Annotated in this window: 20 protein-coding genes; 13 read left to right on the top strand and 7 right to left on the bottom strand. The window is 67.5% G+C overall.

What is annotated here, in order from left to right; genetic code table 11:
* Positions 1–75: 75 nt before the first annotated feature.
* Complete coding sequence (locus tag H6844_04040; protein MCB9928575.1) at positions 76–918, bottom strand: SDR family oxidoreductase; 843 nt, start codon at positions 916–918, stop codon at positions 76–78.
* Positions 919–981: 63 nt separating this feature from the next.
* Positions 982–1,767 carry a sulfite exporter TauE/SafE family protein gene (locus H6844_04035; protein ID MCB9928574.1) on the bottom strand — a complete coding sequence of 262 codons (786 nt, stop codon included), beginning with the start codon at positions 1,765–1,767 and terminating at the stop codon, positions 982–984.
* 84 nt (positions 1,768–1,851) lie between these two features.
* On the opposite strand from H6844_04035, the gene H6844_04030 reads away from it, so the two are divergent.
* Genes H6844_04030 through H6844_04015 form a run of 4 tightly spaced genes read left to right on the top strand, consistent with a single transcriptional unit; the run spans position 1,852 to position 5,633 of the window.
* Positions 1,852–2,580: an orotate phosphoribosyltransferase gene (locus tag H6844_04030; GenBank protein ID MCB9928573.1), complete on the top strand. Its 729-nt coding sequence runs from the start codon at positions 1,852–1,854 to the stop codon at positions 2,578–2,580.
* Between the two features lie 4 nt (positions 2,581–2,584).
* Positions 2,585–4,261, top strand: a complete 1,677-nt coding sequence (locus H6844_04025; protein MCB9928572.1) for a peptide ABC transporter substrate-binding protein — start codon at positions 2,585–2,587, stop codon at positions 4,259–4,261.
* The gene (locus H6844_04020; GenBank protein ID MCB9928571.1) at positions 4,177–4,917 is read left to right on the top strand and encodes a GNAT family N-acetyltransferase; all 741 of its coding nucleotides are present in this window, start codon (positions 4,177–4,179) and stop codon (positions 4,915–4,917) included. The genes H6844_04025 and H6844_04020 overlap by 85 nt, the downstream gene beginning before the upstream one ends.
* Positions 4,914–5,633, top strand: a complete 720-nt coding sequence (locus H6844_04015; protein MCB9928570.1) for an SAM-dependent chlorinase/fluorinase — start codon at positions 4,914–4,916, stop codon at positions 5,631–5,633. The genes H6844_04020 and H6844_04015 overlap by 4 nt, the downstream gene beginning before the upstream one ends.
* Positions 5,634–5,637: 4 nt before the next feature.
* Here H6844_04015 and H6844_04010 read toward each other — a convergent pair whose 3' ends face one another.
* The 3 genes from H6844_04010 to H6844_04000 all read right to left on the bottom strand — a co-directional run bounded on the left by H6844_04010 (position 5,638) and on the right by H6844_04000 (position 8,684).
* Positions 5,638–6,216: a DJ-1/PfpI family protein gene (locus H6844_04010; GenBank protein ID MCB9928569.1), complete on the bottom strand. Its 579-nt coding sequence runs from the start codon at positions 6,214–6,216 to the stop codon at positions 5,638–5,640.
* Positions 6,217–6,491: 275 nt separating this feature from the next.
* On the bottom strand, positions 6,492–7,703 hold the full coding sequence (locus H6844_04005) for an argininosuccinate synthase (protein ID MCB9928568.1): 1,212 nt from the start codon (positions 7,701–7,703) through the stop codon (positions 6,492–6,494).
* Between the two features lie 195 nt (positions 7,704–7,898).
* Complete coding sequence (locus H6844_04000; protein ID MCB9928567.1) at positions 7,899–8,684, bottom strand: VacJ family lipoprotein; 786 nt, start codon at positions 8,682–8,684, stop codon at positions 7,899–7,901.
* 286 nt (positions 8,685–8,970) lie between these two features.
* Between H6844_04000 and H6844_03995 the strand changes: the two genes are divergently transcribed.
* The 4 genes from H6844_03995 (at position 8,971) to H6844_03980 (ending at position 13,075) form a co-directional block, all read left to right on the top strand.
* Entirely contained in the window at positions 8,971–9,945 is a 975-nt protein-coding gene (locus tag H6844_03995; GenBank protein MCB9928566.1) for a metalloregulator ArsR/SmtB family transcription factor, read from the top strand.
* Positions 9,946–10,015: 70 nt separating this feature from the next.
* Positions 10,016–10,870, top strand: coding sequence for a methylenetetrahydrofolate reductase (gene metF, locus H6844_03990; protein MCB9928565.1), 855 nt, complete (start codon positions 10,016–10,018; stop codon positions 10,868–10,870).
* Between the two features lie 51 nt (positions 10,871–10,921).
* Positions 10,922–11,596, top strand: coding sequence for an HAD family hydrolase (locus tag H6844_03985; protein ID MCB9928564.1), 675 nt, complete (start codon positions 10,922–10,924; stop codon positions 11,594–11,596).
* A gap of 69 nt (positions 11,597–11,665) precedes the next feature.
* Entirely contained in the window at positions 11,666–13,075 is a 1,410-nt protein-coding gene (locus H6844_03980; protein ID MCB9928563.1) for an amidase, read from the top strand.
* A gap of 227 nt (positions 13,076–13,302) precedes the next feature.
* On the opposite strand, the gene H6844_03975 is transcribed toward H6844_03980, so the two are convergent.
* Positions 13,303–14,586: a PLP-dependent transferase gene (locus H6844_03975; protein ID MCB9928562.1), complete on the bottom strand. Its 1,284-nt coding sequence runs from the start codon at positions 14,584–14,586 to the stop codon at positions 13,303–13,305.
* A 129-nt stretch (positions 14,587–14,715) separates the two neighbouring features.
* Between H6844_03975 and H6844_03970 the strand changes: the two genes are divergently transcribed.
* On the top strand, positions 14,716–15,771 hold the full coding sequence (locus tag H6844_03970) for an isocitrate/isopropylmalate dehydrogenase family protein (protein MCB9928561.1): 1,056 nt from the start codon (positions 14,716–14,718) through the stop codon (positions 15,769–15,771).
* 916 nt (positions 15,772–16,687) lie between these two features.
* Here the strand turns inward: H6844_03970 and H6844_03965 are convergent.
* The gene (locus tag H6844_03965) at positions 16,688–17,887 is read right to left on the bottom strand and encodes an acyl-CoA dehydrogenase family protein (GenBank protein MCB9928560.1); all 1,200 of its coding nucleotides are present in this window, start codon (positions 17,885–17,887) and stop codon (positions 16,688–16,690) included.
* Between the two features lie 165 nt (positions 17,888–18,052).
* Between H6844_03965 and H6844_03960 the strand changes: the two genes are divergently transcribed.
* From H6844_03960 to H6844_03945, 4 genes are all read left to right on the top strand, one after another.
* The gene (locus tag H6844_03960; protein ID MCB9928559.1) at positions 18,053–18,856 is read left to right on the top strand and encodes an SDR family oxidoreductase; all 804 of its coding nucleotides are present in this window, start codon (positions 18,053–18,055) and stop codon (positions 18,854–18,856) included.
* An 85-nt stretch (positions 18,857–18,941) separates the two neighbouring features.
* Positions 18,942–19,697 (top strand): enoyl-CoA hydratase/isomerase family protein, encoded by a 756-nt coding sequence (locus tag H6844_03955; GenBank protein MCB9928558.1) that lies wholly within the window; start codon positions 18,942–18,944, stop codon positions 19,695–19,697.
* 153 nt (positions 19,698–19,850) lie between these two features.
* Positions 19,851–21,419, top strand: coding sequence for an ABC transporter substrate-binding protein (locus H6844_03950; GenBank protein MCB9928557.1), 1,569 nt, complete (start codon positions 19,851–19,853; stop codon positions 21,417–21,419).
* Between the two features lie 208 nt (positions 21,420–21,627).
* Positions 21,628–22,968: an Nramp family divalent metal transporter gene (locus tag H6844_03945; GenBank protein ID MCB9928556.1), complete on the top strand. Its 1,341-nt coding sequence runs from the start codon at positions 21,628–21,630 to the stop codon at positions 22,966–22,968.
* The last annotated feature ends 47 nt before the right edge of the window (positions 22,969–23,015 follow it).

The following is a 23,015-nucleotide window of genomic DNA, read 5'->3' as shown; positions in this document are numbered from 1 at the left end:
GGGCCGGCCTCGGACGCCAGGATCTCATGCGGACGCCGGCCCCGGATCGATTCCGGGGCACACCGAATGGAACCCTCAGAACGCGCTCGCGGGCAGGCCGCCGCCATCGACGGCGATGGCCTGGCCGGTGGTGTAGCCGGCGTCCTCGCTGGCGAGATAGGCGATCAGGGCGGCGATTTCCTCCGGCGCGCCATGCCGCTTCGCCGGCAGGAACTGGGCGCGCTCGGCCAGGCCCGCCTGCACATCGCTCCAGCCGGCGCGCAGGGTCGAGGAAATTGCACGGTCCGTGGCAATCGAGCCGGGACAGACGCAATTGACCGTGATCCCCAGCGGCGCCAGATCGTGCGCGACCGACCGGGTGAGGCCGATCACCGCCGCCTTCGAGGCGGAATAGGCCGCCCGCTCCGGCAGCGCCACCATCCCCGCCACCGACGCCATGGAGACGATGCGGCCCCAGCCCTGGCGCTTCATGTGCGGCACCGCGGCCTTGGTCATCAGGAACACGCCCTTGGCGTTGATGTTCATGACCGCGTCCCAGCCCTCGACCGGCACGTCCTCGATCGGACCCCGGTCCTTGCCGTGCGGCGCGCCCGCATTGTTCACCAGGATGTCGAGCCGGCCGTATTTCGCCACCACCCGGTCGACCAGGGATTTCGCGCTGGCCTCCTGGCTGACATCGCCGGTCAGGCTGAACGCCTCGCCGCCGGCGGCCTCGATGCGGGCGACGAGCGTGTCGAGGCCCTGCCAGGCCGACGGCGCGCGGTCGGTCGCCAGGTCGTTCTCCACACCGGCGGCGGCGATATCGGCCACCGCAACGATCACGCCGTCGCGGGCGAGCCTCTGGGCCGTGGCGGCACCGATGCCGTTTTCCTTGCCGCAGCCGGTGATCAGCGCGACGCGTTTGCCGGTGGTGGACATGGGGCGGGTCCTCTCAGGGGAAGGTCGGGTCCTGGCCCGGAACTATACCGCCCCGCCCCGGTCTCACCAGCCCCACCAGCCCCAGCCATGGCCGGCGGCGTAGATGAAATAGCAGCCGCCCACCAGGATCACTGCTTCCACCACCAGGATGTGCACGCGCACGCCGGTGCGGCGCACGATCCAGCGGCCGGTCAGGTTGCCGGGGATGGTGCAGAGCCCGACCAGGAAGCCCGCCAGCGCCAGGCCCGGGTCCAGCACGGCAAAGCCACCGAACACCACGGATTTGGTGACGTTCACCGTCAGCGCCACCGCCGCCATCGTGCCCAGCAGCGCCTCGCCCGCCAGGCCCACCGCCAGCATGAACGGCGCCAGGATCAGGCCGGCGCCGACCGTGGAGCCGCTCAGCACGCCGAACGGCACGCCCACCCCCATGATCGTGCGCTTGCCGACGCTGACATTGCGCCGGTGCAGCGTGCGCCGCAGCGGGATGGTGGCGATCAGGAACACCCCCATCAGCAATGCAATCGCCTCGGTCGGCAGGTGGGAGTAGACCACCGCGCCGACGATGATGCCGGGAAAGGCGGTCGTCATCAGATTGCGATAGACCGGCCAGGTGAAGCCCTTGCGAAACGCCCACACCCGGCTGGTGTGGCTGACCAGCAGCGAGACCGCGATCACCGGCACCACCGCCTTGATGCCGATCACCGGCGCCAGCAGGATCGACAGGATCAGGCCGCCGCCGAACACGGCGACGCTGTGGAACACGGCCGAGCAATAGGCGCCCAGCACCACATACAGCAGGCTGGCCGGCGACAGGTCGCCGAAGATCTGGGTCAGTTGGGTCAGCATGAATGGTGGGCGGACGCCGCGACGGATGGTATGAGAGACCCACCATACGAGCCTCGTCCCAAAAAAGAAGTGTGCCGCAACGCCATGTCCACCGCCCCCTCCGCTCCCGTCTCCCCCGTCTCGGTCGCTCCGGTCTCGGTTGCCCAGGCGCACGAGATCGAACGCGCCGTCGCCGCCCGCGCCATGGCGCATATCCTGCTGGAGACCCAGTCGGCCTATTGCTATGATGACGAGCCCTTCACCTTCACCAGCGGCCGCCGCAGCCCGGTCTATATCGACTGCCGCCAGCTCATCAGCTTTCCGCGCGCCCGGCGCAAGCTGATGGACCTGGCCGTCCAGACCATCGAGCGCGATATCGGCCACGAAAGCATCGACGTGGTCGCGGGCGGCGAGACCGCCGGCATCGCCTTCGCCGCCTGGATCGCCGAGCGCATGGGCCTGCCCATGGTCTATGTGCGCAAGCAGGCCAAGGGCTTCGGCCGCATGGCCCAGATCGAGGGCGTGATGCCGGAAGGCGCCCGCGTGCTGCTGGTCGAGGATCTGGCCACCGACGGCGGCAGCAAGGTCAACTTCATCAACGCCATCCGCCAGGCGGGCGGCGTCATCAACGACTGCATGGTGCTGTTCCACTACGGCATTTTCCCCGAAAGCACATCGACTCTCGGCGAAATGGGCGTGAAGCTGCACGGGCTCGCCACCTGGTGGGACGTGATCGAGGAAGCCGAGGCGCGCGGCTATTTCCCGCCGGACAAGGCCGCGGTGGTGCGCGAATTCCTGGCCGCCCCCGACGGCTGGCAGCCGAAAGCGGGCTAGCCCCATGCTGCGGGTGGCGCTGGCGCTGATCCTCGCCCTCTGCCTCGCCGCCCCGGCGGCCCCGGCGGCGCGGGCGGAGGAGGCGAAGCGGACGCTGGTGATCGGCGTCACGCAGTTTCCCTCCACATTCCACCCGCTCATCGACGCCATGCTGGCCAAGAGCTATGTGCTCGGCATGGCGCTGCGCCCGGTCACCGGCTACGACCGGGACTGGCAACTGGCCTGCCTGGTGTGCGAGACGCTGCCGACCCTGGAAAACGGCGGCGCGGTGCGCGAGACCACGCCGGACGGCAAGGCGGGCATCGCCGTCACCTACCGCCTGCGCGAGGGGCTGGCCTGGGGCGACGGCGTGCCGGTCACCGCCGACGACATCCGCTTCGCCTGGGAGGTGGGCAAGCACAAGGACAGCGGCGTCACCGGCGCCGACGTGTTCCAGCGCATCTGGAAGGTGGAGACGCCGGACGCCCGCACCGTCATCCTGCACACCGACCGCATCACCTACACCTACAACGCCTTCGGGGTGGAGCCGCTGCCGGCCCATCTGGAGCGCGCCGTGTTCGAGGCCGACCCGCGCGCCTACAAGCAGCGCACGCTCTATGACCGGGAGACCGCCAATCCCGGCCTCTATTTCGGCCCCTATCGCATCGCCGCGGTCTCGGCCGGCGCCTTCACCACGCTGGAGCGCAACCCGCACTGGCCCGGCCCCAAGCCCTATTTCGACCGGATCGTGGTGCGGGTGATCCCCAACACCGCGGCGCTGGAGGCCAATCTTCTGTCCGGCGCCATCGACTATATCGCCGGGCCGCTGGGCCTGACCCTGGACCAGGCGCTGTCGCTGCAACAACGCCGCGGCGACGCGTTCGACTTCGTCTACAAGGCCGGCCTGATCTACGAGCATCTGGACGTCAATCTCGACAATCCGGTGCTGGCGGACCGGCGGGTCCGCCAGGCGCTGCTCTATGGCGTCGACCGGCAGGCGATCAGCCAGCGGCTGTTCCAGGGCCGCCAGCCGGTGGCGGACAGCAATGTCAGCCCGCTCGACTGGGTGCATTCGGACGACGTGACCCGCTATCCCTACGACCCCGAAAAAGCCAAGGCACTGCTGACGAAGGCCGGCTGGACGCCCGGCCCCGGCGGCGTGCGCGTCAATGGCGACGGCCAGACGCTCAGCCTGTCGCTGATGACCACCGCCGGCGCCCGGGTGCGCGAGCAGGTGGAGCAGGTGCTGCAATCCTACTGGAAGCAGATCGGCGTCGAGACACGCATCCGCAACGAGCCGGCCCGGGTGTTTTTCGGCCAGACCGTGCGCGAGCGGCGCTTCGAGGGGTTGGCCATGTTCGCCTGGATCAGCGCGCCGGAAAGCCTGCCCCGTTCGACGCTCCATTCCACCATGATCCCGACGGCGGAAAACAACTGGGCCGGCCAGAACTACACCGGCTACCGCAATCCCAGGGTCGATGCCCTGCTCGACGCCATCGAGGTCGACCTGGACCGGGAGTCGCGCCGGGCGAAATGGGCCGAACTCCAGCGCATCTACACGCAGGACCTGCCGGCGCTGCCGCTCTATTTCCGCGCCAACCCGTATGTGATCCCGAAATGGCTGAAGGGCGTGCGCCCCACCGGCCATCTGGCCCCGGCCACCCTCTGGGTCGAGCAGTGGCGGGCGGAGGGGCGCAAGTGAGCCTGCTGCCGGTGCCGCCCGGCTCCATTGCCGCCATCGTCACCCATCTGGAGAAAACCGCGCCGCCCGTCGCGTATCCGGCCCCGCCGCGCCCCGGTCTCCACGTCCGACGGGTGGAGCGGCCGGGCCTGGACTGGTACCGCACGCTGTACCGGCGCATCGGCGAGGACTGGCTCTGGTTCAGCCGGGCCGTGATGACCGATGCGCAACTGGCCGCCGTCATCCATCACCCCGCCGTCGCGGTCTATGCCCTCGAAGCCGCAGGGGAAGACCGCGGCGAGGCCATCGGCCTGCTGGAACTCGACTGGCGCGAGCGGCCGGCCTGCGAGATCGTCTTTTTCGGCCTGGTGCCGGAGGCGGTCGGCGCCGGCCTCGGCGTCTGGCTGATGGGCGAGGCGCAACGCCTGGCGTTTCAAGAGGGCGGGGCCGAGCGGCTCTGGCTACACACCTGCACGCTGGACCACCCGAACGCCCTGCCCTTCTACCTCGCCCGGGGCTTCCGGGCGTTCAAGCGCGAGATCGAAATCGCGCCGGACCCGCGGCTGTTCGACGATTTCCGCCGCAGCGCCGCGTCGCATCACCCGATCATCGAACCGCCCGGCGGCATCGATCGCCCGGATGGGGATGCGTTACCCGAGCGCGGCGTCGGGCCATGATCCTGCTCTACACGGATTTCGGCTGGCGGGGCCCCTATGTCGGCCAGATGCACGCCGCGATCCGCCGAACCACGCCGGATGTGCCGCTGGTGGACCTGATGCACGACGCCCCGGCCTTCGACCCGCTGGCGGCAGGGTGCCTGCTGGCGGCGCTGGCGTCGGACTGGGCGCCCGGCAGCGTCGTCATCGCCGTGGTCGATCCGGGGGTGGGCAGCGACCGCCTGCCCTTGGCGGTGCAAGCCGGTGACTGCTGGCTGGTGGGGCCGGACAACGGGCTGCTGGTCGCCGCCGCCCGCGCCCGCGACGCCGCACCGGCCTGGCACCGCATCGTCTGGCGGCCGGCGCGGCTGTCGGCCTCGTTTCACGGCCGCGACCTGTTCGCACCGACCGGTGCGCGTCTCGCCGAGGGCGACCGCACCGGCCTCGTGCCGCTGGACCGGGCTCCGGTCGGCAGGGAAACGCCGGACGAGCTGGCGGCGGTGGTCTATGTCGACGGCTATGGCAATGTCATGACCGGCCTGAAGCCGCGGCCGGGGGCGGTGCTGGCGGCCGGCCGCCAGCGCTTTGCCGAACGCCGCACCTTCGCCGAGGCGGCGGCGGGAGAAGCGTTCTGGTACAAAAATGCCCTGGGTCTGGCGGAAATCGCCGTGAACCAGGGCCATGCGGCGTCGCGACTGGGCTTGTCCCCCGGCGACGCCGTTGCTTGGGCGGGCTAGCCGATCAGGCGGCTTCGCTCGTCTGCTCCAGCGTGCCGACGGCAATCGCCTCGACGAAGATTTCGATGAAGGCTTCCAGGTCCTCGCGACCGGCGCCGGAGAGCACCGCACCGTCGACGACCGGCTCGCCGCCCGCCTGCCAGATGGCACCGGCCTTGCTCACCGTTTCCTCGATCACCGCATTGCCGCTGACGCTGCGGCCGGCAGCACACTCGGCGGCGACCAGCAGCAGCGGGCCACGGCCCAGCAGGCCGACCGGCTTGCCGGAGTCGATCATGCCCTTGACGATGCGCTTGGCGTGGGCGTTGCCGCAGAGCGACTGCAGCGAGCGCTCGCCACCCGGCACCAACAGGGCGTCATACTGGCTGGGCAGCACCTTGTTCAGGCTGCTGTCGACGAAAAAGTTGTGACCCCAGGATTCCTCATGCCACCCATTGACGACACCGATTTCATTCGAAATCACCGAGGACGCGGCACCCTGCTGCGTCAGAACCTTCTGAACCTCGGTCATGTGGGTCTCCTGGAAGCCGTTGGCCACCATGATCGCCACTTTCTTGCCGCTGAGTCGCTTTTCCTGCTGCATGGATATCTCCTTCTCTGGGTTCAGCGTTCGCCAGCCAGCGTCGAACATTGCTCAACAAGCGCGAAAAAAGGCGCAGAGGCCGAGGCACGCTCGCTGGAAATCCGGTGGCGGGGGAACGTCGGTTCCGAAACGCATTCGCCGCGGCTGCCTGCCATTCGCGGCGGCGACCGTCCGTCAATTCGCTCCGATGTGAATGGCCAGAACCTAGGCGCCCTCTCTCCGGGATGCAAGGTGCGCCTGCGGCTCTGGCCTGTTTTGCGGCAAGTTGTCCGAAACTAGCCGCGATCCATCATGCCGCGCAGCCGCAAGCGCAGCGCGTTCAACTTGATGAAACCCGCCGCATCCTTTTGATCGTAAACCGTATCGGCTTCGAAGGTGGCGAATTCGGGGTTGTAGAGCGACTTCGGCGAGCGGCGGCCGACCGTGCGCACGCTGCCCTTGAACAGCTTCACCCGCGCGGTGCCGGTCACCTGTTTCTGGCTTTCGTCGATGGCCGCCTGCAACATTTCCCGCTCCGGCGAGAACCAGAAACCGTTGTAGACCAGTTCCGCATAGCGCGGCATCAACTCGTCCTTCAGGTGCAGGGCACCGCGGTCGAGGCAAAGGCTTTCCACCGCCCGCCGCGCCTCCAGCAGCACGGTGCCGCCGGGGGTTTCGTAGACGCCGCGGGACTTCATGCCGACGAACCGATTCTCCACCATGTCGAGCCGGCCGACGCCATGGGCGCCGCCCAGTTCGTTCAGCTTGGTGAGCAACGCCGCCGGCGAGTAGCCCTGACCGTCAATGGCGACCGGGTCGCCGTGCTCGAAGTCGATTTCGACGTATTGCGGCGTATCCGGTGCCCGCTCCGGCGCGACCGAACGGGTGTACATATCCTCGTCCGCCTCGACCCACGGGTCTTCCAGCGCCTTGCCCTCGTAGGAGATGTGCAGCAGGTTCGCGTCGGTCGAATACGGCGCCTCGCCGCGCTTGTCCTTGGCGATCGGAATCTGGTGCTGTTCGGCGAACTCGATCAGCTTGCTGCGCGAGTTCAAATCCCACTCGCGCCAGGGGGCGATCACCTTGATATCCGGCTTCAGCGCGTAATAGCCCAGTTCGAAGCGGACCTGGTCGTTGCCCTTGCCGGTGGCACCGTGCGACACCGCGTCGGCGCCGACCAGTTCGGCGATCTCGATCTGGCGCTTGGCGATCAGCGGCCGGGCGATGGAGGTGCCGAGCAGATAGACGCCCTCATAGAGCGCGTTGGCCCGGAACATCGGGAAGACATAATCGCGCACGAACTCTTCGCGCAGGTCTTCGACGAAAATCTGGCGAACGCCGAACATCTCGGCCTTCTTGCGGGCGGGTTCCAACTCCTCGCCCTGGCCGAGATCGGCGGTGAAGGTCACCACCTCGCAGCGGTATTCTTCCTGCAGCCATTTCAAAATGACCGACGTATCCAGGCCGCCGGAATAGGCCAGCACCACGCGTTTGATTTCTTCTGCCATCGGTCCTCACCGCATGCGCCGCCTCCGGCCGCCCGCGCGGCGCCGAAGGTCGGCGGATCAAAGCCATAAGCCGGAGCGGCCGGTTCGCGCACCGCTCCGTTCGCCCGGCAGTACGGCGACGGACCGCCAGCGTCAAGGCGGCTGTCTGTCCGGGGGAAGGAGCCGGGCCGGCAACCGGCCCGGCCAGCCTCGGCCTTACTGGGTGTTCGTCGCCTTCTCGGTCTCGCTGAACGCGTCCCGGCCTGCGGCCGCGGGATCGGGCTTGCCGTCCCGGATGGCCGCCTCGCGCTGCTGGTTGTAGGCGGCGCGCACGGTCGCGTAATAGTCCAGCGAGCTGCGTTTCAGCGAGTCGATCGGGTCGATCAGCTCCTCGCGACGCACCAGGCCGATCGCCCCGGCATGCCCGTAGCGGAAGGCCGTGCCGCCTTCGTTCGGGAAGTAGCTCGCCACGTGGATCGGATCGGCATACCAGTCGATCAGGGTGCCGATGCCGTCGCGCATGTTCGACGGGCCGAGCAGGGGCAGCACCAGATACGGGCCGGGGCCGCTGCCATGGACGGCGAAGGTCTGGCCCATGTCTTCCTGGTGCAGTTTCAGGCCGGTGGGGGTGGCCACGTCGATCAGGCCGCCCATGCCGGCGACGGTGTTCACGAAGAAGCGGCTGGCCGCGATCTTCGCCTGCTCCGGCTTGCCCTGGAGCAGATCGTTCACGATGGTCATCGGCAAGGTCAGGTGGTTGACCAGATTGCCCAGCATCATCTTGAACGGGCGCGGCGCCCAGTCGCGATACACCACCGCAACCGGCCGGACCAGCACGGTGTCCACGGCGCTGTTGAACGCGAACACCTGTCGGTTCACCGGCTCGAACGGGTCATAGACGGTGCCGGGCGGATTGGTTGCACAACCGGCCGCAACCGCACACAACGCCCCGACGGCCAAGCCGCGGCCGATCTTCCTGCACCAGGTCTTCACCTGTACCATTCGCACACACCCTACTCCGAAATCCTCACCAGACGCCGACCAGGCCGGCCAACCTCTGAGGCGCACGCGCCCTGACGGCGCTGCACCCGGTCGCCCGCATATCCTATGCCGGAGAGGTTATCCGCCTGCTAGCACAATTGGCCATATTTGCCAATAATCGTGCGTATTGCCATCGCCGGCACCGCGGTTGGCATCACAATTGCGTTTGGCTCTTGCCAGCGCATTCTATATAATGATATCTTTATATCGTTATGAAGAAACGCTTCCCCGCCCGCGAGCGACCGCCATGCAAAGCCTGATCGAGTCGCTGAAAGCCATCGCCGAGCCGACGCGGCTGCGCATTGTCAGCCTGTGCGCCAGCGGCGAACTGGCGGTTTCGGAAATCGCACAAATCCTGGGCCAGAGCCAGCCTCGGGTCTCTCGCCATTTGAAAATCCTGGCCGATGTCGGCCTGCTGACGCCGATGCGCGAAGGCAATTGGAGCTTTTACCGGCTGGAGCGGATCGACAACCCGCTGGCCGCGGCGGTGCTGGAATTGATCCCCGCCGACGATCCGGTGATCGTGCTGGACCAGGCCCGGCTCAGCGATGTGCGCCGCCGGCGCCAGGCCGAAGCGGACGCCTATTTCGGCACCCATGCCGAATCGTGGGATGCGATTCGCCAGTTGCATATCGACGCGGCCGAGGTGGACCGCCAGGTTCTGGCCCAGGTGCCGGCCGGCGTGTTCGAGACGCTGCTGGACATCGGCACCGGCACCGGCGAGGTGCTGCGCCTGCTGGCGCCGCGGGTGCAATACGCCATCGGCCTCGACATCTCGCGCGAGATGTTGGCGGTGGCGCGCGACCGCGTCGCCCGCGCCGACCTGCAGCATGTCAGCCTGCGGCTCGGCGACATGTACGCGCTGCCGCTGGCCGATGCCTCGGTCGACCTGGTGGTGGTGCATCTGGTGCTGCATTTCGCCGACACGCCCGAACGGGCGGTGGCGGAGGCCGCGCGGGTGCTGCGGCCCGGCGGCCGCCTGATCGTGGTCGATTTCGCCCGTCACTCGGTCGAAGACCTGCGCAGCCGTCACGCGCACCGCCGGCTGGGATTCGACGACGAGGAAGTGCGCACCTGGTTCGACGGCTGCGGCCTGAAACTGGTGCGCGAGGAAGCCCTGCCCGGCGACCCGCTGACCGTCCGCCTGTGGACGGCCGATCATACGGTCGCCGGCGAAAGCCTGATCAACCGCGCCCGGATCGCCGGATCGCCCTGGCTCTGAATCCGGCCCCAACCCGCCGGCCGCCCCTGACGGCCCGGCCCGAACCGACACCGCCTATGGAGGCCCAAGAGTGCAGATTTCGTTCGAGTTTTTCCCGCCCAAGACCGACAAGGCCGAGGAATCGCTCTGGCAGACGATCGAACGCCTCGCGCCGCTGAAGCCCCGCTTCGTCTCCGTCACCTACGGCGCCGGCGGCACGACGCGCGAGCGGACCCACGCCACCGTCACGCGCATCCGGCGCGAGACCGAGCTGGAGCCCGCGGCGCATCTGACCTGCGTTGCCGCCAGCCGGGACGAGATCGACGCCATTGCCCGCGCCTATTGGGACGCCGGCATCCGCCATATCGTCGCCCTGCGCGGCGACCCGCCGGACGGCGCTGCGGAGTATCTGCCGCAGCCGGATGGCTATGCCTATGCGGTCGACCTGGTCGAGGGCCTGCGCAAGATCGCCGATTTCGAGATCAGCGTCGCCGCCTATCCGGAAACGCACCCGGCCGCGCCCAGCGCCGCGTTCGAAATCGACTATCTGAAGCGCAAGATCGACGCGGGCGCGACCCGTGCCATCACCCAGTTCTTCTTCGACGCCGACATCTATCTGCGCTTCCGCGACCGGCTGGCGGCGAACCGTATCGACATCCCGCTGGTGCCGGGCATCCTGCCGATCACCAATTTCGCCACCGCCGCCAAATTCGCCGGCATGTGCGGCGCCCGCATCCCGGACTGGATGGGCCGGCTGTACGAGGGCCTGGACGACGACCCGGAGGCCCGCCAGCTCGTGGCCGCCACCCAGGCAGCGGAACTCTGCCGCCGGTTGCAGGCGGAAGGCGTGGACGAGTTCCACTTCTACACCCTGAACCGGGCCGAACTGACCTGGGCCATCTGCCGCCTGCTGGGCGCCGCCCCGGCCCTGCCCGCGGCGGCCTAGGCCTCGCGAGCACGCGCGGGTCTCGGGCGAGGCGTGGCGAACATGGATCGGATGACGACGCACCGCTGGTCGGCGGCCTGTTTCGACCTGGACGGGACGCTGACCGACCCGAAACCCGGCATCACCGCCTGCATCCGCCATGCGTTGCAGCGGCTGGGCCGCACGCCGCCGCCCGCGGACGACCTGACCTGGTGCATCGGCCCGCCCCTGCTCGCCAGCTTCGAGACCCTGCTGGGCGACCGGGAACTGGCGCCCCGGGCACTGGCCCTGTACCGGGAGCGGTTCGGGGCGGTGGGCCTGTTCGAGAACCGGGTCTATGACGGCATTCCCGCAACCCTGGCCGCCTGTCGCCAGGCCGGCCTCCGCCTGTTCGTCGCCACCAGCAAGCCCACGGTCTATGCCACCCGCATCGCCGCCCATTTCAGCTTCGACCGGCATTTCGAGGCGGTCTGCGGGTCCGAGCTGGACGGCACCCGCACCGACAAGAGCGCGTTGCTGGCCTGGGTGCTGGCCCGCCACGGCCTGGACCCCGCACGCACCGTGATGATCGGCGACCGCCACCACGACATGGTGGGCGCCCGCAACAACGGCATGGCCGGCCTGGGTGTTGCCTATGGCTATGGCAGCCGGGCCGAACTGGCCGACGCCGGGGCGTTTCGCATCGTGACGGACCCGGCGGCCATCCCCGACGCCCTGGCCGACGCCCAAGCCGACGATCCGCTTTGAAGCCGCGGCCGGTCGCGGCTATCCTCGGTCGGGTCCGATTGGTTCCGTCCCGAGGAAAGGCCTTTGCCCATGACCAGCGATCTCTGGAAACGCTCCGCCGTCGAGATGCGGCAGGGGCTGGAAAGCAAGCAATTCTCGGCGCACGAGATCATGACCTCGGTCGTGGCCAGGATGCAGGCGGTGAACCCGCCGCTGAACGCCATCGTCTACGACTATTCGGAGCAGGCGCTGGCCAAGGCGCGCGAGGCCGACGCCGCGCTGGCCCGCGGCGAGTCCTGGGGGCCGCTGCACGGCCTGCCGGTCACCATCAAGGTGAATGTCGACTATGAGGGCACGCCCAACACCAACGGCCTGCCGGCGCTGGCCAACAATCTGGCGCCCGGCAACGCGCCGGTGGTGCAGAATCTGCTGGATGCGGGCGCCATCATTTTCGGCAAGACCAACACGCCGGAACTTTCCATGCGCGGCACCACCGACAACCCGCTGCACGGCCTGACCCACAGCCCGTGGGACGAGCGCGCCTCGCCCGGCGGCTCCTCCGGCGGGGCGAGTTCGGCCTGTGCCGCCGGCATCGGGCCGATCCACCACGGCAACGACATCGCCGGCTCGCTGCGCATCCCCGCATCCTGCTGCGGCCTCGCCACGGTGAAGTCGGGCCTGGGGCGCGTGCCGGCGTTCAATCCCAGCGCGGGCGCAGAACGCCTACTGCTGTCGCAGTTGATGAGCGTGCAGGGCGCGATCTGCCGCGAGACCCGGGACGTGCGCCTCGCCACCCGCGTGATGGCGAACCGCGATATGCGCGATCCCTGGTGGGCGCCGGTGCCGTTCGACGGCCCGCCGCTGCCAAAGCCGATCAAGGTCGCGGTCACCAAGGCGGCGCACGGCTACCCGATCCACCCGGAGGTGGCCGCCAGCATCGACCGCGCCGCCGGCTATCTGGCCGACGCCGGCTACCAGGTGGAGGAGGTGGCGGTGCCGTCGGTGAAGGAGGCCGCCGACGCCTGGCTCGAAGTGGCGATGCTGGAGATCAAGGAAGGGCTCGACCCGCTGGCGCGCCAGCACGGCAGCCCGACCATCCAGGCCATTTTCGACTGGTATTACCGCTTCGGCGACATGGTCGACCACAAGGGCTATATGCTGCGCGTCGCCGACCGCTCGCGCCTGATCCGGCAGTGGGCGGTGTTCCTGGAGGACTACCCGCTGGTGCTGACCCCTTTCCTGATGCGCCCGACCCACGACTACGACCACGACGAGACCTTCGAAGGGGCGAAGGACCTGTTCGACTCGATGATCTATTCCTATGGCATCAACTATATGGGCCTGCCGGCCGGCAACATCCCGATCGGCCTGATCGAGGGCCGGCCCTCGGGCGTGCAGATCGTCGGCCAGCGCTTCCGCGAGGACACGATCCTGGACGCGATGGAGGCGATCGAGGCCCGCGTCGGCGTGCTGGCACACACGCTCTGGGCGCGCATGTAACGCCCCCCTCCAGAGCTTTCCCGGACCGGCACAGCCGGATCCGGGACCTCTTTAAGCCTGCGCTCCGCCCCCTCGGAGACCCCGGATCGCGATGGCGCGTCCGGGGAAGCTCTCGATGCGCCTGCGCCCCGCCCCCCGGAGACCCCGGATCGCGATGGCGCGTCCGGGGAAGCTCCAGGGCGAACGCGTCCGGGGATGTTCTTTATGCAGAGGCGCTCCAGAAGCGATCAGGCCAGCGCCTGGTCCAGATCGGCCAGGATGTCGTCGATGTGCTCGATGCCGATCGAGAGCCGCACATAGCCGGGCGAGACGCCGGTGGCCTTCTGCTCTTCCTCCGACAACTGGCTGTGCGTCGTCGTCGCCGGGTGGATCGCCAGCGAGCGGGCGTCGCCGATATTGGCCACGTGATAGAACATTTGCAGCTTGTCGATGAAGCTCCGCCCGGCGTCGGCGCCGCCTTTCAGGACGATGCCCATCAGCGAGCCATACCCGCCCTTCAGATAGGTGTCGGCGCGGCGGCGCGGCTCGCCTTCCATCAGACCGGGGAAGATCACCCGTTCGATCGCCGGATGGTTTTTCAGGTGGTTGGCGACGGCGATGGCGTTCTGGCAGTGCCGCTCCATGCGCAGCGTCACCGTCTCCAGGCCGTGAATGGCCATGAAGGCGTTGAACGGCGCCATCGGCGCGCCCAGGTCGCGCAGCAGCGTCACCCGCGCCTTGATGATATAGGCGATGGGGCCGAGCGGCTTCACCGCCTCGGTCCAGACAGCGCCGTGATAGGACGGGTCCGGCTGGTTCAGATAGGGCTGGCGCTCCTTGTGCGCCTCCCAGTCGAAATTGCCGCCGTCGACGATCATGCCGCCGATGGAGGTGCCGTTGCCGGTGATGTATTTCGTCGTCGAATACATGACGATGGCCGCGCCGTGATCCAGCGGCCGGCACAGCACCGGCGCCGCCGTGTTGTCCATGATCAGCGGAATGCCGAGCGGCCGGCCGATATCGGCCACCTCCTTGATCGGGAAGACTTCCAGCTTCGGGTTCGGCAGGGTTTCGGCATAGAAGGCCCGGGTCTTGTCGTCGACGGCGCGGGCATAGTTCTGCGGGTCGCTCGGGTCGACGAAGCGGGTCTCGATGCCCATGTCCTTCAGCGTGTTGGCGAACAGGTTCCAGGTGCCGCCATACAGGTCGGTCGAGGCGACGATGTTGTCGCCGGCATGGGCGATGTTCTGGACCGCAAACGCGCTCGCCGCCTGGCCCGAGCCCACCGACAACGCCGCCACGCCGCCTTCCAGCGCCGCCACCCGCTGCTCGAACACGTCGTTGGTCGGGTTCATGATGCGGGTGTAGATATTGCCCAGTTCCTTCAGCGCGAACAGGTTCGCCGCGTGCTCGGTGTCGCGGAACTGGAACGACGTGGTCTGATAGAGCGGCACGGCCACGGCGCCGGTCGCCGGGTCGGCGCGATAGCCGGCGTGCAGCACGATGGTTTCGGGATGCTTGGACGAGGTCATGGCTTCGGAGTCTCCCTTCGGTGGTGTGGCGCGTGGCCTTTTCAGCTCGGCGATCGCACTGTAGGTAAGAACGACGCGCTTGGCGAGTGGCCTGCTTCACCGGGCGGCCATAAATATAAGGATATCTTTATGCGCATTCTTCTGATGGATGGCGACGGCATCGGGCCGGAAATCATGGCGGCCACCCGCCGGGCGATGGAGGCGCTGGACGCCCGGTTCGGCCTGGGACTGGAGTTCGAAGAGGTGCCCATCGGCCTGGTTTCGCTGCAAGCCATCGGCCACACCCTGCCGCCGGACGTGCTGGAGCGCTGCCGCGCCGCCGACGGCGTCGTCATGGGGCCGACCGACACCGCCGTCTATCCGCCGGAAAGCGAGGGCGGCATGGGGCCGTCGAAATTCCTGCGCTCCGGCCTGCAACTCTATGCCAATATCCGCCCGTCCAAGGGGATTCCCGGCGCCTTCGCGCCCGGCATGGACCTGGTGGTGGTGCGCGAGAACACCGAGGGCTTCTATGCCGACCGCAACATGTTCCAGGGCGGCGGCGAGTTCATGCCGACGGCGGACGTGGCGCTTTCCCTGCGCAAGATCACGCGCGAGGGCTCGCTCCGCATCGCCCGCGCCGCCTTCGAACTGGCGAGCCGACGGCGCAAATACGTGACCGCGGTGCACAAGGGCAATGTGCTGAAAATGACCGACGGCCTGTTCCTGGCCGCTGTCGAGGAGGTGGCGAAGGACTTCCCGGACGTGAAATGGGACAACGAGCACATCGATGCCATGACCAGCCATCTGGTGCGCACGCCGGACCGGTTCGACGTGGTGCTGTCCACCAACATGTATGGCGACATCCTCTCCAACCTCGCGGCGGAATTCTCCGGCGGGCTGGGGCTGGCGGGATCGCTGAACCGGGGCGACGGCATCGCGGTCGCCCAGGCGAGCCATGGCTCGGCGCCGGATATCGAAGGCAAGGGCATTGCCAACCCGGTGGCGCTGATGCGCTCGGCTGCGATGCTGCTGGCCTGGCGGGGCGAGCAGGATTCGAACAACGCCATGGCCGCCGCGGCGGAAGCACTGGATCGCGGCCTGGATGCGCTGTTGCAGACGCCGGACGCCTGCACCACCGACCTCGGCGGCCCGCTGGGCACCGAGGCGTTCGGCGCGGCGGTGGTGGAGGCGGTGAAGGGGTAGAGCGCCCGGAGCCGCTGCCCTTCGCCTCGACCGAGGCACTCCTGCTCTATGCGGGGCGGTGTTCGCATCGGCCCCGGATGGCGGCTCCGCCACCTCCGGGAACACTCCACCGCACGAATCCGGCGTATTCCACCGCCTCACAGCTTTCCCGGCCTTGAGCCGGGATCTCTTCCGGGAGGCCAGCACGGAAGGAGATCCCGGATCGCCTGCGGCGTCCGGGAAAGCTCGCCATGGCTCCGCCACCTCCGGGGAACACTCCACCGCACGATCCGGCGTATTCCACCGCCTCAATGCTTTCCGGCCCTGAGCCGGGATCTCTTTCCAGGAGGCCAGCACGGAGGAGATCCCGGATCGCCTGCGGCGTCCGGGAAAGCTCGTCATGGCTCTGCCGCCTCCGGGGCACACTCCACCGCACGAATCCGGCGTATTCCACCGCGTCACAGCTTTCCCGGCCTTGAGCCGGGATCTCTTCCGGGAGGCCAGCACGGAAGGAGATCCCGGATCGCCTGCGGCCTCCGGGAAAGCCCGCTATGGCTCCGCCGCCTCCGGGGAACACTCCACCCCACGAATCCGGCGTATTCCACCGCCTCACAGCTTTCGGCCTTGAGCCGGATCTCTTTCCGGGAGGCCAGCACGGGAGGAGATCCCGATCGTCTGCGGCGTCCGGAAAGCTCGCCATGGCTCCGCCGCCTCCGGGGCACACTCCACCGCACGAATCCGGCGTATTCCACCGCCTCACAGCTTTCCCGGCCCTTGAGCCGGGATCTCTTCCGGGAGGCCAGCACGGGAGGAGATCCCGGATCGCCTGTAACGTCCGGAAAGCCTCGCAACTCCGCCGCCTCCGGGGAACACTCCACCGCACGAGCTCGCCAATGGCTCGGCCATCCCGGGAGGGCGGGGGAATTTGCGGGCGCCGCTACAGGCCCAGCACCCGTTTGGCGATGACGTTCTTCTGCACCTCGTCCGAGCCGCCGGCGATGGAGCGGGCCCGCATCTCGAAATAGTCGGGCGCCATCTTGAACAGATAGTCCGGTCCCACCGGCGGCTCGTTCCAGCCGAAGCGGATGGCGTTCTGGCTGTAGGGCATGGCGCTGTAGCCGCCCGCCTCCACACAGGCCTCGCTGATCGATTTGCGGATTTCCGCCATGCCGAGCTTCAGGCCGGCCGCGGCCTCCGGCTTGATCTCCTTGTCGGCGGACGCACCGGCCAGCGCCCGCAACGAGGCGAATTGCAGCGTGGTGAGCTGCGTCTCCAGGTCGGCGATCTTGCGGCGGAAATCCGGGTTCTGGGCCAGCGCACCGCCGTCCGCCTGCTGGTCGAGGGCGATTTTCTTCAACAGGTCCAGCATCATGTGCGCACCGGCCACGCCGGCGCCGTTCGAGCGCTCGTGCCCCAGCAGGTATTTGGCGATGGACCAGCCCTCGCCCTCGCGCCCGACGCGGTTGGCCTGGGGCACGCGCACGTCGGCGAAGAATTCCTGGTTGAACTTGTGCCGGCCGTCCAGCTTGATCAGCGGCCGGATTTCGAGGCCCGGCGCGTCCATCGGGATCAGCAGGCAGGTGATGCCCTGCTGCTTTTTCTCTTCCTTCGAGGTGCGGACCAGGGCGAACATCCAGTCGGCGATATGCGCCTGGGTCGTCCAGATCTTGGAGCCGTTGACGATATAGTCGTCGCCGTCCTTGACCGCGCTGGTCGCGAGCGAGGCCAGATCGCTGCCGGCGCCGGGCTCGGAATAGCCCTGGCACCAGAGGGTCTCGCCGGAGAGAATGCCCGGCAGGTGCTGCGCCTTCTGCGCGTCGGTGCCATAGGCCAGCAGCACCGGCCCGACCATGCGGGTGCCGAACGGCACCACTTCCGGACAGGCGGAGACGGCCATCTCCTCCTCGAACAGGTATTTCTGCGCCACGTTCCAGCCGGGGCCGCCGGCGCTTTCGGGCCAGTTGGTGGCGAGCCAGCCTTTTTCGCCCAGGATCATCATCCAGCGGCGATAGTCGTCCTTGGTCAGTTCCAGACCCTGGCGCACCTTCGCCGCCAGGTCGTCCGGCAGCCGGTCGCGGATGAAGGCGCGAACCTCGTCGCGGAAGGCGAGTTCTTCGGCGCTGAAACGGGCGTCCATGGGGCGGTTCCTCGGTATGGTCTCGGGCTTGCCGGTCAGTATGCCGGAGGGTGACCAGCGGGGCTAGAGCGTCTGGCGCCCACTCGCGAGACCTGCCAGACTTCCCGGCCAACGCACTGTCACAGCGCAACCAACAAACCGCGCAGCCAACACGAGGACACGCCCATGCACATCCCCTCCGCATCCGGCCTGAAGGACAAGGTCGCCATCGTCGTCGGCGGCGGTGCCCGCGGCGACGGCATCGGCAACGGCCGCGCCGCCTGCCTGTTGCTGGCCGCCGAGGGCGCCAAGGTCCTGGTGGTCGACCGGGACGAGGCGCTGGCGGGCCACACCGCCCGGATGATCCAGGACAATGGCGGCACCGCCGCCGCGTTCGCCGCCGACGTCACCCAATCCGCCGACTGCAAGGCCCTGGTCGACCGGGCGCTGAGCCTGTGGGGCCGGGTCGATTGCCTGGACAACAATGTCGGCATCGGCTCGCGCGGCACCGTGGTCGAGGAGACCGAGGAGGAGTGGGACCGGGTGATGCAGGTCAACGTCAAGACCATGATGCTGACCGCCAAGCACGCCGTCCCGGCCATGGCCGAAAGCGGCGGCGGCGCCATCGTCAACATTTCCTCGATCAGCGCGCTGCGCCCGCGCGGGCTGACCGCCTATTCCGCCAGCAAGGGCGCGGTGATCGCGCTCAGCCGGGCCATGGCCGTGGACCACGCCCCGGAGGGCATCCGCGTCAACTGCGTCGCGCCGGGTCCGGTCTACACGCCGATGGTGATCCGCAACGGCATGAGCGAACAGGCCCGCGCCGGCCGCCGCAACGCCTCGCCGTTGAAAATCGAGGGCGAGGGCTGGGATATCGGTAACGCCGTGACCTTCCTGCTGTCCGACCGGGCCCGCTATATCACCGGACAAACCTTGGTGGTCGACGGCGGATGCACTATCGTCGGCCCGGCTCGCGAATCCGACCACTAACCCTTATCCCTCCCTGTTTGGACAAAAGGAAACGCCCTCCATGAGCGTCACCGATACCGACCGCCTGCTGTTCTCGGTCGAGGACATGGTCGCCACGATCACCCTGAACTTTCCGGAAAAGCTCAACGCCTTCAACAACGAGATGCTGCGCGCCTGGGCCGCGCGCCTGGAAGAGTGCCGCGACCGCGACGACGTGCGCTGCATCGTCGTCACCGGCGCCGGCCGTGGCTTCTGCTCCGGCGGCGACACCGGCGGCATGGGCCGCAGCGACCAGACCAGCCCGCGCCAGGCCAAGGAAAACCTGCAGCGCAACATCCATCCGATCGCGCTGACGCTCCAGACCATCGACAAGCCGGTGATCTGTGCCCTGAACGGCGTCGCCGCCGGCGCCGGCCTGGACATGGCGCTGCACTGCGATATCCGCTATGCGGCCGCCTCCGCCCGATTCGCCGAAACCTATACCCGTGTCGGCCTGGTGCCGGGCAATGGCGCGGCCTGGTTCCTGCCGCGCATTGTCGGCGTGCAGCGGGCGCTGGAAATGCTCTGGACCGCCCGGTTCGTGAATGCGGAGGAAGCCAAGGAAATCGGCCTGGTCCTCGACGTGTTCCCGGATGACGTGTTCATGGACGAGGTGATGAAAATCGCCAAGCAGATCGCCAAGAATGCGCCGATTTCGGTGCGCTATATCAAGCGGTTGGTCTATCAGGGCCAGACCCTGGACCTGCGCACCCATTTCGACGAGGTCTCCAGCCATATGATCGTAGCCCGCACCAGCCAGGATCATGTCGAGGCCATCGACGCCATGCGCGCCAAGCGGGAGCCGAATTTCACCGGCAACTGACCGGCCCAAGCGTCCCGGGCGAAGCCATACCTCTCCAATGGCTTCGCCCAAATGGCGGAAATTGCCGTGCGTTTACTTGTATAATCCTGTATAAATTCTCATCGGTCTGGGGTGCATCACCACTCGCACGCTAAAAAAAGATGAGGGAATGGGATGAAGAAGTCGGCGTTGGCGGCGTTGGTGGCCTTGGGTCTGGCCACGAGCGCGCAAGCCAAAGAGTTTACCTGGTCGTTCCAGAAGGATGCGCAGTCACTCGATCCTTACGTCTTGAACGAGACCTTCACGCTGGGATTCCTGGGCAATATCTACGAGGGCCTGATTCGCCGCGCTCCGGACCTGTCGATCCAACCGGCCCTGGCGGAAAGCTGGGAAATCCTGGAGCCGACCCGCTGGCGCTTTCACCTGCGCAAGGGCGTGAAATTCCACAACGGCAACGCTTTCACCGCCGACGACGTGGTGTTCAGCGCCAAACGCGTGCGCGCGGACGGGTCCGACCTCAAAACCCGCCTGCCGGACGACACCCAGGTGGTCAAGGTCGATGACTACACCGTCGATTTCATCACCGGCCAGCCGAACCCGATCCTGGTGACGGAATGGGCCAACTGGTACATCATGGACAAGGAATGGTCGGAGGAGCATGACGCCGTCGCCCCGTCCAGCGTCACCGAAGGCAAGGACAATTACGCGGCGTTCAACGCCAACGGCACCGGGCCGTTCAGGGTCGTCAAGCGCGAAACCGACGTCGAGACGATCATGGAGCCCTATGCCGGCTGGTGGGACACGCCGAAGCACAACCTGACCAAGGTCGTCTTCAAGCCCATTTCCAGCGACCCGACCCGCGTCGCGGCCCTGCTCTCCGGTTCGATCGACATGGCCTATCCGATCCCGGTACAGGACATCAACCGGGTCGAGCGCAACGAGGGCACCGGCATGCTGACCGGGCCGGAACTGCGCACCATCTTCCTGGGCCTGAACCAGTCGGCACCGGAACTCGGCAGTTCCAACATCAAGGGCAAGAACCCGCTCGCCGACGTGCGCGTGCGCGAGGCCATGTACCGGGCCATCGACATCGAGGCGATCAAGCGCAAGGTGATGCGCAACCTGTCGGAGCCGTCGGCGCTGATGATCTCGCCGCAACTGGTCGACAAGAGCGCCTGGCTGGAGCGCCTGCCCTTCGACCCGGACAAGGCCAAGGCGCTGATGGCCGAAGCCGGCTATGCGGACGGCTTTTCGATCACCCTGGACTGCCCGAACAACCGCTATGTCAACGATGAAAAAATCTGCACGGCGGTGGTCGGCATGCTGGCCAAGATCGGCATCAAGGTGAACCTTCTGGCCCAGCCGATGTCCATTTACGCCGCCAAGGTGCTGGGGCCGAAATACGATACCGACTTTTATTTGCTGGGCTGGACGCCCGGCAGCTTCGACAGTTGGAACGTGCTCTACAACCTCATTCGCTGCCGCGGCGAAGGCGGTGCCGGCAAGTTCAATCTGGGCAATTACTGCGATCCGCGCATTGGCGAGCTGACGGACAAGATCCTGTCCGAAACCGATATCCCGAAGCGCAATGCCATGATTGCCGAAGCGTTCAAGATCACCAACGACGACCGCGGCTATATCCCGCTGCACCAGCAGGGGCTGGCCTGGGGCAAGCGCGACACTGTCGAGCTCGCCCAGCGCGCGGACAACCAGTTCATGCTGTATTATGTGACCGTCCAATAGGCCCGACCCAATCGGCCTAACCCAATTGGCCCGAGGCGGCCTTCCCCGTCCCGAACCCCCGGCCGGCGTCCGCCTGCCGGGGATTTTTTTGTCCGGGACAGACAGGCCGGCCCCCTGGCGCCCACCGCATGCCCATTTCCCGGTTGACAACTGGGCCAGCACCGCAAATCTTAGCCTTTGGTAAATTTTATCGCTGAGACTAAATTCGATGACCGGCACCGTCGAGGGCGTGGTGACAACCAATGCATGGCGAGAGGGACGCGGCACCCCGTCCCTATCCGAGGTGTTCCGCAGCGTCGCCGTGCCGGTCACCGGCTCGCGCTTCCGCCGCTTCCTGGCCTTTGTCGGCCCCGGCTATCTGGTGGCGGTCGGCTATATGGACCCGGGCAACTGGGCGACGTCGCTCGCCGGCGGGGCGAAGTTCGGCTACACGCTGCTGTCGATCGCGCTGCTGTCCAACATCATGGCGATCCTGTTGCAGTCGCTCTGCGCCCGCCTCGCCATCGCCACCGGGCGCGACCTGGCCCAGGCCTGCCGCGACGCCTTTCCCCGCTGGGTCTCGCTGCCGCTCTGGCTGTTCGCGGAGGCCGCGATCATCGCCACCGACCTGGCCGAGGTGATCGGCACCGCCATCGGCCTCTACCTTTTGTTCGGCATACCGCTGACCATCGGCGTGGTCATCACGGCGGCCGACGTGCTGCTGATCCTCTGGCTGCAAAGCCGGGGCTTCCGCTGGATCGAGGCGCTGGTGATCGCGCTGCTGGTGGTGATCACCGCCTGTTTCGCGGTCCAGATCGCGCTCGCCGACCCGGTCTGGGGCGCGGTGCTGACCGGCTTCATTCCGTCGCCGGAAATCGCCGGCAATCCCGAAATGCTCTATCTGGCGCTCGGCATTATCGGCGCGACGGTCATGCCGCACAATCTCTACCTGCATTCCGGCATCGTCCAGACGCGCGCCTACGGCCTCGACGCCGACTCCAAGCGCGAGGCGCTGCGCAACGCGACCTGGGATTCCACCATCGCGCTGATGTTCGCCCTGACCATCAACGCGTCGATCCTGATCCTGGCCGCCGCCACCTTCCACACCAGCGGCAACACCGAAATCGTCGAAATCGAAGATGCGCACGCGCTGCTGGCGCCATTGCTGGGCGGCGCGCTGGCGCCGACCCTGTTCGGCATCGCGCTGCTGTGTTCCGGCCTGAACGCCACCGTGACCGCGACCATGGCCGGCCAGATCGTCATGGAAGGCTTTATCGGCTTCCGCATCAACCCGGCGTTGCGGCGGCTCATCACCCGCCTTCTGGCCATCGTGCCCACCATCGGCGTGATCCTGGTCTATGGCACCGGCGAAACCGGACGACTGCTGATCCTGAGCCAGGTGGTGCTCAGCTTTCAACTGCCGTTTGCCATCGTGCCCCTGGTGATGTTCGCGGCCAGCCCCGCCAAGATGGGGGCGCTGGTGGCGCCACGCTGGCTGACCGTGCTGTGCGGCCTGATCGCGGCCACCATCATCGCCCTCAACCTCAACCTGCTCCGCACCCTGCTCTGACCGGCCTGCTCTGACCGGCCTGCTCTGATCGGGAGGCCGGCGCCGGT

The sequence above is a fragment of the Alphaproteobacteria bacterium genome (assembly GCA_020638555.1).
GTDB lineage: Bacteria > Pseudomonadota > Alphaproteobacteria > Bin95 > Bin95 > JACKII01.
Note: the sequence above shows the minus strand (reverse complement) of the source record. Positions and strands in the feature narration are given on the sequence as shown.